This is a genomic window from Paenibacillus sp. J31P190, from assembly GCF_059692075.1.
In genome coordinates this window covers 343,235-356,914 of the sequence record NZ_JCAUAS010000005.1, presented here as the reverse complement: position 1 = coordinate 356,914, position 13,680 = coordinate 343,235, and the positions used below count along the sequence as shown (strand labels likewise).

13 protein-coding genes and 1 pseudogene are annotated in these 13,680 nt (G+C 44.5%); 9 read left to right on the top strand and 5 right to left on the bottom strand.

Going from position 1 to position 13,680, the window contains the following annotated elements; translation table 11 throughout:
* Nucleotides 1-74 precede the first annotated feature (74 nt).
* The 7 genes from AC58U0_RS13195 to AC58U0_RS13165 all read left to right on the top strand — a co-directional run bounded on the left by AC58U0_RS13195 (nucleotide 75) and on the right by AC58U0_RS13165 (nucleotide 4,283).
* Nucleotides 75-422 carry a hypothetical protein gene (locus tag AC58U0_RS13195; RefSeq protein ID WP_497379447.1) on the top strand — a complete coding sequence of 116 codons (348 nt, stop codon included), beginning with the start codon at nucleotides 75-77 and terminating at the stop codon, nucleotides 420-422.
* Nucleotides 423-632: 210 nt separating this feature from the next.
* Nucleotides 633-1,427, top strand: coding sequence for a glycosyltransferase family 2 protein (locus AC58U0_RS13190; protein WP_497379446.1), 795 nt, complete (start codon nucleotides 633-635; stop codon nucleotides 1,425-1,427).
* Nucleotides 1,428-1,431: 4 nt separating this feature from the next.
* Nucleotides 1,432-2,529: a glycosyltransferase family 2 protein gene (locus tag AC58U0_RS13185; RefSeq protein ID WP_497379445.1), complete on the top strand. Its 1,098-nt coding sequence runs from the start codon at nucleotides 1,432-1,434 to the stop codon at nucleotides 2,527-2,529.
* Between the two features lie 6 nt (nucleotides 2,530-2,535).
* The gene (locus AC58U0_RS13180; RefSeq protein WP_497379444.1) at nucleotides 2,536-3,264 is read left to right on the top strand and encodes a glycosyltransferase family 2 protein; all 729 of its coding nucleotides are present in this window, start codon (nucleotides 2,536-2,538) and stop codon (nucleotides 3,262-3,264) included.
* 85 nt (nucleotides 3,265-3,349) lie between these two features.
* Nucleotides 3,350-3,640, top strand: a complete 291-nt coding sequence (locus AC58U0_RS13175; protein ID WP_307446869.1) for a nucleoside-diphosphate sugar epimerase — start codon at nucleotides 3,350-3,352, stop codon at nucleotides 3,638-3,640.
* Between the two features lie 11 nt (nucleotides 3,641-3,651).
* A complete protein-coding gene (locus AC58U0_RS13170; protein ID WP_497379443.1) occupies nucleotides 3,652-3,999 on the top strand; it encodes an alpha-helical endospore appendage domain-containing protein in 348 nt (115 codons plus the stop codon).
* Nucleotides 3,999-4,283, top strand: a complete 285-nt coding sequence (locus AC58U0_RS13165) for a hypothetical protein (RefSeq protein ID WP_497379442.1) — start codon at nucleotides 3,999-4,001, stop codon at nucleotides 4,281-4,283. Before AC58U0_RS13170 ends, AC58U0_RS13165 begins: the two co-directional genes overlap by 1 nt.
* On the opposite strand, the gene AC58U0_RS13160 is transcribed toward AC58U0_RS13165, so the two are convergent.
* The 5 genes and pseudogenes from AC58U0_RS13160 to AC58U0_RS13140 all read right to left on the bottom strand — a co-directional run bounded on the left by AC58U0_RS13160 (nucleotide 4,263) and on the right by AC58U0_RS13140 (nucleotide 10,260).
* A complete protein-coding gene (locus tag AC58U0_RS13160) occupies nucleotides 4,263-5,252 on the bottom strand; it encodes a ketoacyl-ACP synthase III (protein ID WP_497379441.1) in 990 nt (329 codons plus the stop codon). The two genes, AC58U0_RS13165 and AC58U0_RS13160, sit on opposite strands and share 21 nt — an antisense overlap.
* A gap of 193 nt (nucleotides 5,253-5,445) precedes the next feature.
* A pseudogene (locus AC58U0_RS13155) lies at nucleotides 5,446-6,701 on the bottom strand (Gfo/Idh/MocA family protein).
* A gap of 81 nt (nucleotides 6,702-6,782) precedes the next feature.
* Complete coding sequence (locus AC58U0_RS13150) at nucleotides 6,783-8,369, bottom strand: extracellular solute-binding protein (RefSeq protein ID WP_497379440.1); 1,587 nt, start codon at nucleotides 8,367-8,369, stop codon at nucleotides 6,783-6,785.
* 37 nt (nucleotides 8,370-8,406) lie between these two features.
* Nucleotides 8,407-9,291, bottom strand: coding sequence for a carbohydrate ABC transporter permease (locus AC58U0_RS13145; protein ID WP_497379439.1), 885 nt, complete (start codon nucleotides 9,289-9,291; stop codon nucleotides 8,407-8,409).
* Between the two features lie 24 nt (nucleotides 9,292-9,315).
* Nucleotides 9,316-10,260 (bottom strand): ABC transporter permease, encoded by a 945-nt coding sequence (locus tag AC58U0_RS13140; RefSeq protein WP_497379438.1) that lies wholly within the window; start codon nucleotides 10,258-10,260, stop codon nucleotides 9,316-9,318.
* 255 nt (nucleotides 10,261-10,515) lie between these two features.
* Here AC58U0_RS13140 and AC58U0_RS13135 point away from each other — a divergent pair, with 255 nt between their 5' ends.
* A complete protein-coding gene (locus tag AC58U0_RS13135; protein WP_497379437.1) occupies nucleotides 10,516-12,774 on the top strand; it encodes a helix-turn-helix domain-containing protein in 2,259 nt (752 codons plus the stop codon).
* Between the two features lie 118 nt (nucleotides 12,775-12,892).
* Nucleotides 12,893-13,657 carry a peptidoglycan-binding protein gene (locus AC58U0_RS13130; protein WP_497379436.1) on the top strand — a complete coding sequence of 255 codons (765 nt, stop codon included), beginning with the start codon at nucleotides 12,893-12,895 and terminating at the stop codon, nucleotides 13,655-13,657.
* The last annotated feature ends 23 nt before the right edge of the window (nucleotides 13,658-13,680 follow it).

Here is a 13,680-nt window from a genome sequence, read left to right as displayed (position 1 = left end):
ACGTTGAAATGCCCGTACACTTTCACTTCAGATTCATACCCTGATAGCGAGCTTGTAAAAGGAGGGGTTCAGCTATGTCCATTTTCCGAGTCCATGCGAATGAACATCATGCCATTAATTCAACATACATTCAATCCATCGATTTAACGATACAAAACTTAGGTGCTGAGGAATTTGATATATTAATTGAAGGAAAAAATCCGCATGGAAATACCTTTCTGTATCTCTACCATTTGGACAGTGAGTCGCACCCTAATTCCATTCGAACGATCCCGGATATGTTTACGAATTACGCGCCATTTTTCTTACAGCTAGTGACCAATATTAATCATAGTTCAACCACAGCCCTTACGATGTTTGCCAAAAACAATGGTCAAGTCATAGCGATTTTTACGCAAGCTGATTTTTCGAAAATAGAGTAGCCTATTCACAAAGATGCCTCCGCTTCATTCGCTATGGAATGAAGCGGAGGCATCTTTGTTTACGCTTCATGTTTGGCATGTGACAAGCTTAAGGATAGGCTGTACAAATGCCTGTTTTCTACTTGTACGGCTTCTGCCCTGTCTCCTTTCTGTTGCAATCATAGAATATATAAAGCAGGTATTCCGCCATGGACAGGAGTTGAGAACGAATTGAGAAACCAGCGTATTCAGCGGAAACGGAAGCAGCCAATCTCCTGCGTCACCTTGTCTCAGCATCAGCCTAAAGTATCGGTCATCATTCCGGTTTGCAACGAAGTTCGTACCTTGGCCAAAGTCATTCGGGAAGCTTTCCGCGTGCATCCACAAACAGAAGTTATTGTTGTTGATAATGGTTCTACGGATGGTAGTAAACGTGTAGCGACGAAATTAGGGGCGAGGGTTATCTCGTTTAGTCAACGGCTAGGACATGATGTTGGGAGAAGCATAGGTGCTATGGAAGCTAAAGGGGATATCCTACTATTCCTTGATGCCGATTTTGTTGTATCTGCCAAAGAAACGATCCCACTGATCCGAGCTGTGCAGCAAGGCGTGGATGTAGCATTAAATAAATATAACGGAATTATAACGAAAGCGAATGTTCATAAGGTCGTTCTAGCCAAACACGCGCTTAATGCGATACTGGGCCGACCAGACTTACAAGGCGCCTCCATGACGACGATCCCACACGCAATTAGTCGCAAAGCGCTCGACACCATTGGAGCTGAGAACCTAGCAGTTCCACCATTGGCTCAAGTAATAGCTGTACAACGCGGACTTCAAATCAAGGCAGCGCAGCTTATTCAAGTCGGACTCAGAAATCGCATCCGAAGAAGGGCCAAAGATGTAGATCCTATAGGTGATCTGATTATCGGTGATCATTTGGAAGCTATTTGGTGGCTGATCCAATCCTCTGATGAAAGAGCGAGTATGCATGACCAATTGCGTATTAGAGAAATGATGAGGTGATCACATGAAGCTGAGCATCAAGAAACGAAACCCTCAACCCCTGTCTGCGGTGGTGAAAAAAAAAAGAACCCGGCTTAAGAAATCAGTGCTCCGCTCCCCTGCTAAGCACACTCCTTCCCTAACAAGAACCCAGTTATACTGGAGAAATTGGGGGGAACGAGCGGGTCAACAAGATGCGCTCGCGCACAATATTACGAAGGAGCCTTATCAAAAGAAAGCACTCAATAACCTTTGGGTACACCGGGTGAATTCCCGGTTACTTGCTGCCAACTCACTAAGCTATGAAGCAGCGTCAAAAGGGTATGTAAAAGGTTACTGTAAAGCTGCTAAATTGAATGTCCCCGATTGGATGCTTATCCCTACAGCGCGTTCCGTTGGCGCGATAGTGAGTGTGATGAATGAAGAGCATACCATTGTAAAGGTAATGGAGCAGCTAAATCGACTACCTTTGGATGAAATCATCATTATAGTGAATGGGTCGAGTGATCGCACCTTAGAGAAGGTAAGAGCGCACTCGCATGCTCTCATAATTCATTACCCCGATCCGTTGGGCCATGATGTCGGGAGATCGATAGGTGCCAAACTGTCGCAATCGGATATTTTGCTCTTTTTGGATGGAGATTTTGTCGTGGAGGCCGAGAAACTTATTCCTTTTATCTATGAGGTTGAACGCGGCTCCGATATTGCTCTAAACAACATAACACCGTATTTACCTACATTTTCACTCTGGGATTCCGTAACCGTGATGAAACGGTTTCTTAACATAACGTTGAAAAGACCGGAATTGAATGCGAACTCGCTCACGGCCATTCCGCATGCTCTATCGAGGAAGGCGCTGGAGCATATCGGATGTTCCGAGTTAATGGTTCCGCCCAAAGCACAGGTAAACGCGATTCTGACTGGGTTACGAATTACAGCTCCAACAAGCGTTAACGTCATATCTATGAACAAAATCCGAAGTCACAATAAAGGGGAAGACAACCCGGTTGCCCGCATGATTATTGGCGATCATGTAGAGGCGCTGGAGCTTGCGATGAAGATGAAAGGTGAGCGAATCGTGTTTCCTGATATCATTAGAAAAAGGAAATTTCTGGAGAGGTGAGGGAGCGTGCAGGTAACCAGTATCGTTATTCCTACTTTCAATGGGCTTACTTTACTGAAAGAGTGTGTAGCTTCAATTCGCAGCCATACTTCAGTTCCATTTGAAATTATCGTGGTGGATAATGGATCACAGGATGGAACCCTGGCGTACTGCTATAGAGAGCGGTTGAAGCTGGTTTCAATTCCTACGAATCGCGGCTTCCCCGCAGCTTGTAATTATGGCCTTCACATTGCGACGGGAAATGCGTTGATGCTGCTCAATAACGATACCATCGTGACTCCGAATTGGTTGGATAACTTGCTGCGCTGTTTATATAGCAGTGAGGACATAGGCATGGTAGGTCCTGTGACGAACTATGCGAGCGGTAAACAGCAGATTCAGGAACCATTTACGAACATAGCCGACATGGCAGCGAAATATAACAACATGAATACTTCTTTATGGCAGGAAACAGAACGCTTGGTCGGGATCTGCTTACTTTTCAAAAGGGAATTGTTAGATAAAGTCGGCTTTATGGACGAAAGATTCTCCCCAGGGCACTTCGAAGACGATGATTTATGCTATCGGGCTCGGCTTGCTGGATATCGATTGCTTATAACAGGGGATTGCTTCATCTTCCATCATGGCAGTGCAAGCTTTAGCAAAAAGGGTCAAGAGGCTGTTCAAGGGCTGCTGCAGCAAAATCGCCAGAAGTTTATTGATAAATGGGGCGTTGACCCCCACAGCTTCATATAAGGCCGGGCGTGAAGCTTCCGGAGTCACCGTTCTCTGCATTGCTGCATAACTTAGAGTGAAAAAGTGGAGTTGGAGGCGAAAGAGCTTGGAACAGCGAGTGACAAAGATTATTTCCCACATTGCAGCATCGCATCGTGAGATGTCTAGAATCTTGGAGACACACCGAAGTGTTTCGACACAAATGGCCACCATTGCCAACGATATACCTGACTCGCATCCTAATTTCGATGGCATAGGCATGCTGCAGGAGCAAGCATTACAACTAACTAAGAATATAACGGCTTATTTAAATAGCTTAGCTAATTTGGAAGAGGCAATCGCGCAGCAAACGGAAATTGTCATGAAAGAAATGAAAGATCCTGAAGATGAAGAATAGAGGGATACGCCTTGAATAGAAATGATCTATATTTGAAAATGTTGGATGCTACAGCAAAGCTGCAGCAAGAAATAGCTTTGATGTTGGAAGCTAGAGTTGTAGAAGCAGAGAAATCGCGCAACTGGATTTGCCATCATATTAACTCAACGAATTTAGAGGGGCATGAACATCAGATGAAACAATCCGGAGAGATTCATGAGTATGTGATTGAGCTCATCGATGGCTTGACGAAGATGGAGAACTCCTTAAACCGACATATGCAGGCTCTTCTTAGACAAAATGAATCGGAAGCAGGAGCGGGGGGAGACGGTTCGAACGGAATGGGGAACTTATTTTCGTTTGGTGAGGATGGGAAATAATGAAAGCATCGAATCGTGAGAGAATTGAATTGCATATGCTAACCTCGCTGGCTAGAAGCCAGCGAGCCTTATGCCGAATCATAGAGACGATCGCGGATCAAGCAGCAGTCTCCGAGCAGCTTGCTGTCCATATGGCTGAGAATCTCAAGACGATAAGTGAATACCAGCGTTCGATGATTCAGAAAATAACGAAACAAAATCCACGTCAACGCCGGTTAGGAACACCCGGCAAGCCGTGGATCAGCAAGAATGTCGTTCGCGGATCATCCCCAACGCATGATTAATCCCGCATGAGTAAGACCCCCGCCAAAACCAAAAAGAAGCAGCGTATCACCGGCCGTGACCTTACCCTCTTGTATGCCTAGGTCCAAAGCAAGAGGAATGGAAGCCGCGGATGTATTGCCGTAGTATTCTAGGCTGTACAGCGCTTTTTCGAAGGGAATACCGCTCTTTTCACAGATGGATTCAATAATCCGAAGGTTAGCGCTATGAGGAATGAACCAATCAATTGCGGTATGAGGTAAACGGCTTTTTGCGAGCAGCTTCTCGATTCCTTGCGGGACAGTCGTCACAGCATACTTATACACCTCGCGGCCGTTCTGGACGAGCTTGCCATCACCAGTTAGTGGCGTTCCGTTCAATTCTGAGGCAAGTCCAGTTCGGTATACGTGCTTGCCGCCTGTACCGTCCGATCCAAGATGGTGAGCAAGGAAAGCAGGATTCTCTTCTTCTCTTTCAATCATCACGGCTCCAGCACCATCACCGAAAAGAATGCAGGTGGAACGGTCCGTGTAGTCTGTAATTTTGGATAAGGAATCCCCACCGACGACGAGAACCTTGCGGTGTACCCCAGCAGCAACAAAGCTGCTTGCTGTATGCAGGGCATAAGCGAACCCGGAGCAGGTGGCATTGAGGTCGTAAGCACCTGTTTCAGGGATGCCGAAATGAGCTTGAATCTGGCAAGCGACAGGGGTGGAAGGCAGATCCGGTGTATGGGTAGCGACAATGATTAAATCAACATCGCTTAGTGATGTCGGATATCTAGTGAGCATATTTTGTACGGCTGCTATACATAAATGACTTGTGAATTCATTCGCTGCTGCAATTCTACGTTCCCGAATCCCTGTGCGCTGAACGATCCATTCATCATTCGTATCGACCATTCCCTGAAGATCCGCGTTGCTTAGTATGTGATGGGGGACGTAGCTGCCGATTGCAGTGATTCGAGCTTGTAATGGGGGAAAGATGGACATCAATGATTCACTCCTTGTTAGTATCAGATATTAGTACTAGGTACTAAAAATAAGCATAAATATACTTTATCGGATACTCAAGGTAAAGTCAATGAGCGGGATAAAAAAAATGCAGCAGGAGATAGTAAGGTAGGAAGAAAAGAGCCGCCTCCCTTTCTTAGTATTGAGGGAATCGGCTCAGTTTACTTTTCCACTATGGCTTCATTATATGTATGACAAATTCGGATAAATCAATGGACTTTCCACTATTCAATCGGGACTCTTCTGCGGCAAAAGCCATCAAATGGCTGCGCACGGACGCAGATGCGGATGTCAAGCTTTCTCCTCCGTCGTAGTTCCGTACTTCCTCAAGGAAGCTGTGGACGATACCAGAATCCCCGCCGCCATGACCGCTTGTTGGAGTCGCAATTTTAATTTCCGTCTCCTCATGAGTGACGAAATCTAGTAGTGTCAACTTGTCTTCGTCCCCGCGAAGCTCGCCTTTGGTGCCCATAATTTGAATCCGTCGTTCTTGGTGACGGGTGAAGCCGCACATGCTGAACATGGCCGTGCCCCATTCGCGAATTCCATATTAACAACTTGATGATCAACGACATTATTATCGCTTTTGTACACACAGCGTCCATAAGGGGTTTCCTTCAAGCCTTTGACGATATTTTCCCTAGTCAGTTCTTCTGTAAAATGTCTCGCCCATCCTTTTCCTTCACCTAAGTAAAACCGTGGCGCGGAATACGGACAGGTCGATTCGACCGTGCAGCCATTAACGCAATAATCCGTGGATCCTTCAGGGGCATTCCCGGAATGAAAATGCATCAAGGAGCCGTAAGAACTGACACGGGCACAAGGCTGATCCATTAACCAGGTGAGCACATCCATATCATGGCATGATTTGGAAAGAATCATCGGGCTTGAGGTATCGGAGTTATTCCAGTTACCTCTAACGAAGCTGTGAGCAATATGCCAATAACCGACGTTCTCGTTTAATTGAATGGATGCGACTTGACCAATTCTATCCTCTTGGATCAGCCGTTTAATGGCAGACCAGAACGGCGTATAGCGGAGAACATGACAGATGGTAAGTAGACGGTTATTTTTCTTTGACGCTTTCTCCATCTCCAAGCATTCCTTGGGACTGGGCGACATCGGTTTTTCCAGTAGGACGTGGTACTTGTTGTTCAATGCTTGAAGTGTAGGATGGTAATGCATCCGGTCCTGCGTGCAAATCATCGCAATATCTGCCATTTGCGGCTGCTCCAGCAGTTTTTCCCAGGAATCAAAGCAGCGATCCTCCGGAATTCCGTGGTCTTTGGCAAAACTTGCTCTTCGCTCCGGATTCGATTCTGCAACGGCGACGAATTTCAATAAGTGAGGGTAATTGATGGCATAAGGCGCATAACCATGGGCGCCTCTCGCTCCCGCACCGATGAGTACAGCTGTAAGCTCCTTCATAGTAGGTTCTCTCCTTGATTATTATAGAACAGCCCGGGTCTTTGGGATCGGGCTGTTCTCGTCTCTAACCTGCGGGTAGGATTATTTTTTCCATTCCCCTTTTAATTTCATATCAGTTAGCTCTTTGTTGACTTCATCGATAGCTTGTTTGCCACCTTTAGCCATCCATTCCTCAACCATCTTATCCCAATCGGAAATCGGTCTTTGACCAACGACCATCTTGGTCGTTTCATCCGTAATATATTGGTTCAATTCCGTCTTTTTCTCCATAAATGTAAGTGGATGAATCCGATTGAGCGGATTTACATAAAACGGTGAACTTTTCAAAAGATCGGCAAGCTTTTGGTTGAATACTTTTCCTTCAGCTGTTTTATTCATCTTCGCGTAATCATAAAGAATGTCGTCGCCAGTCTGCCATCCTTCGTTTAAGATATAGGCGTTAGGCGCTACATTAGATCTGTTTTCCTTCATTTGCTGCGCGATTCCGTCAACCATTTTATAGCCTTTGCCTTCATGACCGTTCATCCAATCGAAGTATTCGTTCTTCGGATTCTGTTGATCGAAGGGAACGGGCTTTCTGAAGTAATCGATGATCTCCAGAATGCGTTTTACTTTATTCGGATCGTTTTTCAGCTTGGCAGAAATCATATACATACGATAAAAGCCAGTACCTAGTGTATACCCGGAATTCCCGTCAGCTGTTTTAAACGGAGGAATCGGAACGACTACCGCCTTCGGATCATTTTTCATCAATACTTCAAAGTCAACGCCGCCCGGCCCGCCAGGTCCCGGTTGATCGTACCAAATCCCGACTTTACCCGCGTTAAAAGCTTTAAATACGTCGTTATATTTCGTAACAGCCCAATCTTTATTGAGCGCGCCTGCCTTGTAAACATCGGCAAGGAACTGAATTTTTTCTTTATTGGCTTGAGAAATATTGCCGGGGATCAACTGCCCACTTGGATTCGTATGATACCATGCGGTATTGCTGTAATAGGCGCCAAAGCCCGGGTCATAATAGATCCCTTTTGCAAGACCTAGACCTACGGTATCTTCCTTTCCGTTTCCGTCCGGATCGTTCTTCGCAAAAGCCGTAACAACTTGCTTCAGCTCATCATAGGTAGTTGGCATTTTGAGCCCGAGCTTATCCAGCCAATCTTGGCGGATAAGCGGTTTTTTTCCGCCTTTTGCCGTAAAGTAGGTTGGAATCCCGTAGATTTTCCCGTCCACTTTCAAAGGATCCCATACATAATCCGGAACCGCTTTAAATGTGTCATATTGCTTAATAAATTCATCGAGCGGAAGGTAAGCGCCTTGCTTCGCCCATTTCACGAAGTTGGAATCAACTTCCTCCATGCCAATCACATCCGGAAGATCGCCGGAAGCCATTTTTACGGCAAGCTTCTCATCGTATGTATCCCAAGGAATGTACTGCGACTTGAAATCAACTTTAAACTTTTCATTGATCGCTTTTACCGCTTCACTATCCGGTGGCGGCACTGGATCTTCCCAAGAACCTTCAAACCAGTTGATTGTCACTTTTTTGCCGGTATCCGTCCCAGCTTTGCCGGTTTCTTGTGGAGTTGCAGATTGTCCGCTGGAACAAGCCGCTAGACTGGTTGCCATAGTAAGAGACAGTAGCACAGTAGTTATACGTTTTATTTGCATGTAGAACCCTCCTCATTGATATGTAATCGGTACTCCATTATCCTTTCACTGATCCCAACATCACCCCTTTCGCAAAATGCTTTTGCAGAAAGGGATATACGAGTAAAATCGGGATCGTTGCGAGCAGGACAGCAGCCATGCCGATCGTCTCGGCGGGCGGCGGGTTTTGAGCCAATCCCATTGCGTGACCATCAGAAAGTGTCCCTGCAGCTTGCTCCAAAATGACGATTTGGCGCAATATGACCTGTACGGTCCATTTTGCTGGATCACTAATATAGATTAGTGCCGAGAAATAAGTGTTCCAGTTGCTAACCGCGTAAAACAAACCAAATGCCGCGAGTGCCGGCTTAGAAAGAGGGATGATAATGCGGGAGAAAATTTGCAAATCATTTGCACCATCCATGTAGGCAGCTTCCGATAAATCTTGAGGGATACCCATGAAAAACTGCCTCATTACGATCAAATTGAACGAGTTAATCGCACCCGGAATGATTAGCGCCCAATACGTATTGAGCAAGTGTGTTGCTTTTACCACTAAGTAGGTTGGGATAATGCCTGCACCGAAAACAAAGGTAAACAGAACAAGGAATAAATAAAAGCGTTGGCCCCATATTTGGCGCGACAGCGCATAAGCCATCATGGAAGTTAGCAGCAGACTTATGAACGATCCAATGATCGTAACAAAGACAGTAACGCCAATTGAACGGACAAACGCTTTGGAATCAAAAATGTAATTGTAAGCATCAAGCACCCATGTCTTCGGAAACAGCAGCAATTCCTTTTGTACAAATTCTGCGTAAGACGTAAAGGAAGTAACCATCATGTAATAAAACGGAAACAGCATGATCAAGCTAATCACAATAAGTATAAGCGCATTGAGCGCATTCATCGATTTACTTCGCCAACTTAGATATGAATTCATTCCCTTTACCTCCTTTTCTGATGATTAAAAGACGCCTTCTTCACCGAATCGTTTCGCCAAACGGTTTGCCCCAACGATCAAGATCAAGCCGACAAACGATTTGAATAGTCCGACCGCAGTCGCGAAGCTAAAGTCCGATTGTTCGATACCTTTGTAGTAAACGAACGTATCAAGCACGTTGCCCATTTCCCTGTTAAACGGATTAATCATCAAGAAGATTTGTTCAAAACCAACATCGAGGACGCTCCCGAGCCTTAAGATCAACAAAATGACAATCGTGCTGCGAATAGCTGGCAGCGTAATATGCCAAATCTGCCTCAATCGGCTTGCACCGTCGACAACAGCCGCTTCGTATAAGCTTGGGTTCACACCGGATAAGGCAGCGAGGAAAATAATCGTACCCCAGCCGGATTCCTTCCAGATCACTTCCAAAACGATTAGAGGCATGAACCAGCCTGGCTCCTGCAGAAAGGGAATCGGCTGCATCCCGAATACATGCGATAATAGTTGATTCGCAATCCCCTCTGATTTGAGAAATACTGTTGCGATTCCAACGACCACAACCCACGATAAAAAGTGTGGCAAATAAATGATGGATTGAATAATGCGCTTCAGCTTCTCGCTGCGCAGTTCATTTAGCATAAGTGACAACAGAATCGAAAACGGGAAGGCAAACACAATCTGCAAAAAGGACAAGTATAGCGTGTTCCAGATAACACGGATCACTTCGCTATCATCAAAAATCTTCTTAAAATGTTTCATCCCAACCCAGTCGCTATGAAGAAATCCTTTAAATGCACTGAAATCCTGAAAGGCGATAATATTGCCCAACATAGGAACATAGCGATAAATAATGAAATAAGCAAGTCCCGGCAGAAGGAGCAGATACAAATATTTTTCTTTCCATAACCTGGATGAGAGCGAATTTCTCTTCTTCTTCACAATTCTATTTTCTGTGATTATTTCCATTGTCTTCCCCCTTATATTTATGTACTATAAAAAGACCTACATAGGTGTAACCGTTTTCAATTGGGTGATAGGTGTTGGCGTTACGCCAATCAACACGACCTTCAGTTGTTGCTGCCATATGACCAATACTAATCAGTAAGATGGGAAGAGGCTATCCGTAAAATTTTCAATACCGATCATTTATTCGAAAAATCTGTAAAAAAGCACGATTTTCAATAAAATGATCAACTTTATTACGAAGGAGGATTCAAGAACATGCGAAGAATACGACAGTGGAAACTCAATACCCGCTCCATTTTTGTCAAATTGCTGATAAGCTTCCTAGTAATCATCCTCCTGTTTGTCTCGTTTAATTTATTTTCACTTACATTTTTCAGACAGAGCGTACGAGACGAGCTGATTAAATATAACGATACCAATATGTCCAATACGACTCACGACTTTGAAGAATATTTTCAACTGTTGAACAGCATCATTGTCAATTTGTACTTAAATAAAAATCTGCGGGATTCAGATTCAGCATCCATCGATTATGTCGCCGCCAATCATGTGATCGACGATTTGCGAAACACGGTCTCCAATCCCCGTTTCTATTTAAATAACTTGTTTGTCTACGATATCAAACATTCACTTGTTCTCGAAAAAGGAAGAGGAGCAAGTCCTGAAGCGATATTCAGCCAACTCTATACGAATCCTGACTACACCTATGACTTCTGGAAACGGGAGTTCGACCAAAAAGTCTTCTTCAAAATGTATCCGGCGGCTACCTTTACGGAGGCTCCCAATCTTAGTCCTGTTTCACAAACCGGCCTTGTTTTTCCTTTAATGATAAAAAGCGATTTTTATCCCGACTATATTATGCTTGCCTTTATCGATACCAATAGGTTATACAAGGCGTTTCATCAATCGATCAACGATAACTTTTATATGTTGGACAATCTAGGGCATCCTTTGTTCTCATCCGATTCAACCAGTCGGCATCAGCTTCCGGTTTTGGAACCCGGTAAAGATTGGATCAAGGAAAACGGGAATTACTATTTTTATAAAAAAGGGGAGGTTACTGGATTTACGTACGTCAATATTGTCCCGGATGCCGCGATTTCGTCTCAAGTATTCCGTTTGAACATGACACTGATTGCGCTCCTCGTCATTTCGGTCCTTATAAGCATTGCAGCGTCCGTCTTCTTCAGCGTGAGGTTTAACAATCCGGTCAAAAAAATAGTGGATTCGATCCGACATTTTAACGAAAAAAATACGCTCGCCAAACACACGAACGAATTTGAACTGATTAAAGAAAATATTGGTTTCATGTTGAAATCGAATCAGGACGCCCACATGAACTTGGAGAAAAAAACATCTCTACTACGTTATTACGCATACATGAAGCGGTTAAAACGTATTCATAGTGATTCCGACGAAATCCATGCTTCAGATGAAATGAACCAGCCGTTTCGCTTTGTCTTGTTTCAACTAACTTTCAAAATGCAGTTTTCTCAGGATATCAGCGAGGAAAAGGAACGTGCCACTTATTTTATTAGGGAGTATGTCAACCAAGCGATGGGAAAAGAATTAAACGGTGCCCACACCTTTCAGATCGAAACGGATCAAATATTGTCTATTGTTTATATGAACGATCAGACCCAGCAATGGATGGAAGTTTTAAATAATATTAAGCACGTCCTGACAACCGATAAGGACTACTTTTTTTTCACAATAGCCGTTAGTGATGTATACGATCATTCTTCTGAACAGACATCTGCCTATGAACAAGTCGTGAAATTACTCAAACATCGCCCATTTGACGATGAAACAAGGATTTTATTTGACGAGGATGTAAAAGAGGAGTCTTTCTTGCTCCCAGGTACCCTTGAACAGGAAATAAACGTCAACCTGCAGGAAGGAAACGATACCCTTGTCCTACAAACGCTGCGCCGTGTTCTTAAGCAAATGAAAAAGAAAGAGGTGAGCACGGCTGTTTTCTATCGGTTTGCGGAGGAAATAACAGATAAAGTCCAGCGCATACTAATCTCTCTGCATCTAGAAACAAACCATGTGGCAGGTTCGGCGAAATCGATCCGACTTATGCATACAATCGAGGAATTGGAACAATATTTCGAGATGATCCTGAATGAAACTGGTCAGTTGATCCGGTTAAAAAAGGAAGAACGCGACCCGATCGTCAGCTTTATAGTCGACTATTTACAGGACCATTACTCGGAGGATATCACATTGGATCTAATAGCCGGTAAACTTAACATTACCGGAGGTTATCTTTCCACTTATTTCAAGGAAAAAACAGGAACCAACTTCGTTGACTTCGTTAATGAGTTCCGCATCAAGCAGGCGGTTAAGCTGCTAATGCAAACAGATATGAAAATTCAAGATATTGCTCTCCAGGCAGGTTATCAAACCATGAGTTCCTTCAACCGTATCTTTAAAAAGTTTCTAGGTGTTACGCCAAGCGAATATCGGAGAAACAACATCCAGCTTAACGAGCGTACGAGCGGTTATTGATGTATAGCCAACTCATATTTCATTATTATGGATAATAGTCGTGAATTTGGTCATTCTAATGCTATCGCCCACTGTGCGACGAATGATACTGAAGACGACGGGGAGTGAACGTAAACGCATGTTACAGGGTAAAAAAAAGCATGTCTGGATTATTCTAATCTGTATCGCATTGTTCTGCTCATCCACAACCACCGCTTTTGCCTATGGTAAAGGGGCTAAGGGACCTGATGTCTATGCGGTGCAAGGGATGCTGAAGTCACTTGGCTACTATAGCGGACCTATTACGGGCTACTATGGTAATCAAACTCAATCGGGTGTTAAAGCGTTTCAAAGCAGATATGGCCTTCCTGCGACTGGGAATGTAGATGATCAAACACTGCAATCCATCCTGTGGGCTTACGGTAATTTAAAAATTGCCAAGAAGCAGACACCAACACCAGCTCCTCCGCCAGCTGCACCTAAGCCTACACCTAAACCGCAAGTCCCATCGACTACGGAATTAACGGTGGAGGAGCAGCAAATGCTGGACTTGGTTAACAAGGAGCGTGCTGCTGTAGGGCTTTCCCCGCTAGCTGTCGATCCGGCGCTTACCAAAACGGCTAGACTAAAAAGCCAAGATATGGTCGATAACCAATACTTCTCCCACGACTCACCGACGTATGGTTCGCCATTCGATATGATGGAGAAATTCGGTATTACGTATAACGCGGCTGGAGAGAATATTGCTTGCAATCAAGGTGTACAAGCAGCTCATGAGGCGCTGATGAATTCTCCAGGACACAAAGCAAATATACTCAGCAAAGATTACACCCATATTGGGATCGGCATCGTAAACGGCGGTCCGTGTGGTAAAATGTTTACCCAACAGTTTATCGGAAAATGAAAATGAAAAAAGAGCCCTTTGGG

Excerpts from the sequence above, each read along its gene's own strand:
- AC58U0_RS13130 (WP_497379436.1), top strand. The coding sequence starts at position 12,893 with ATGTTACAGGGTAAAAAAAAGCATGTCTGGATTATTCTAATCTGTATC.
- AC58U0_RS13140 (WP_497379438.1), bottom strand. The coding sequence starts at position 10,260 with ATGGAAATAATCACAGAAAATAGAATTGTGAAGAAGAAGAGAAATTCG.
- AC58U0_RS13160 (WP_497379441.1), bottom strand. The coding sequence starts at position 5,252 with ATGTCCATCTTTCCCCCATTACAAGCTCGAATCACTGCAATCGGCAGC.
- AC58U0_RS13150 (WP_497379440.1), bottom strand. The coding sequence starts at position 8,369 with ATGCAAATAAAACGTATAACTACTGTGCTACTGTCTCTTACTATGGCA.
- AC58U0_RS13185 (WP_497379445.1), top strand. The coding sequence starts at position 1,432 with ATGAAGCTGAGCATCAAGAAACGAAACCCTCAACCCCTGTCTGCGGTG.
- AC58U0_RS13165 (WP_497379442.1), top strand. The coding sequence starts at position 3,999 with ATGAAAGCATCGAATCGTGAGAGAATTGAATTGCATATGCTAACCTCG.
- AC58U0_RS13135 (WP_497379437.1), top strand. The coding sequence starts at position 10,516 with ATGCGAAGAATACGACAGTGGAAACTCAATACCCGCTCCATTTTTGTC.
- AC58U0_RS13145 (WP_497379439.1), bottom strand. The coding sequence starts at position 9,291 with ATGAATTCATATCTAAGTTGGCGAAGTAAATCGATGAATGCGCTCAAT.
- AC58U0_RS13195 (WP_497379447.1), top strand. The coding sequence starts at position 75 with ATGTCCATTTTCCGAGTCCATGCGAATGAACATCATGCCATTAATTCA.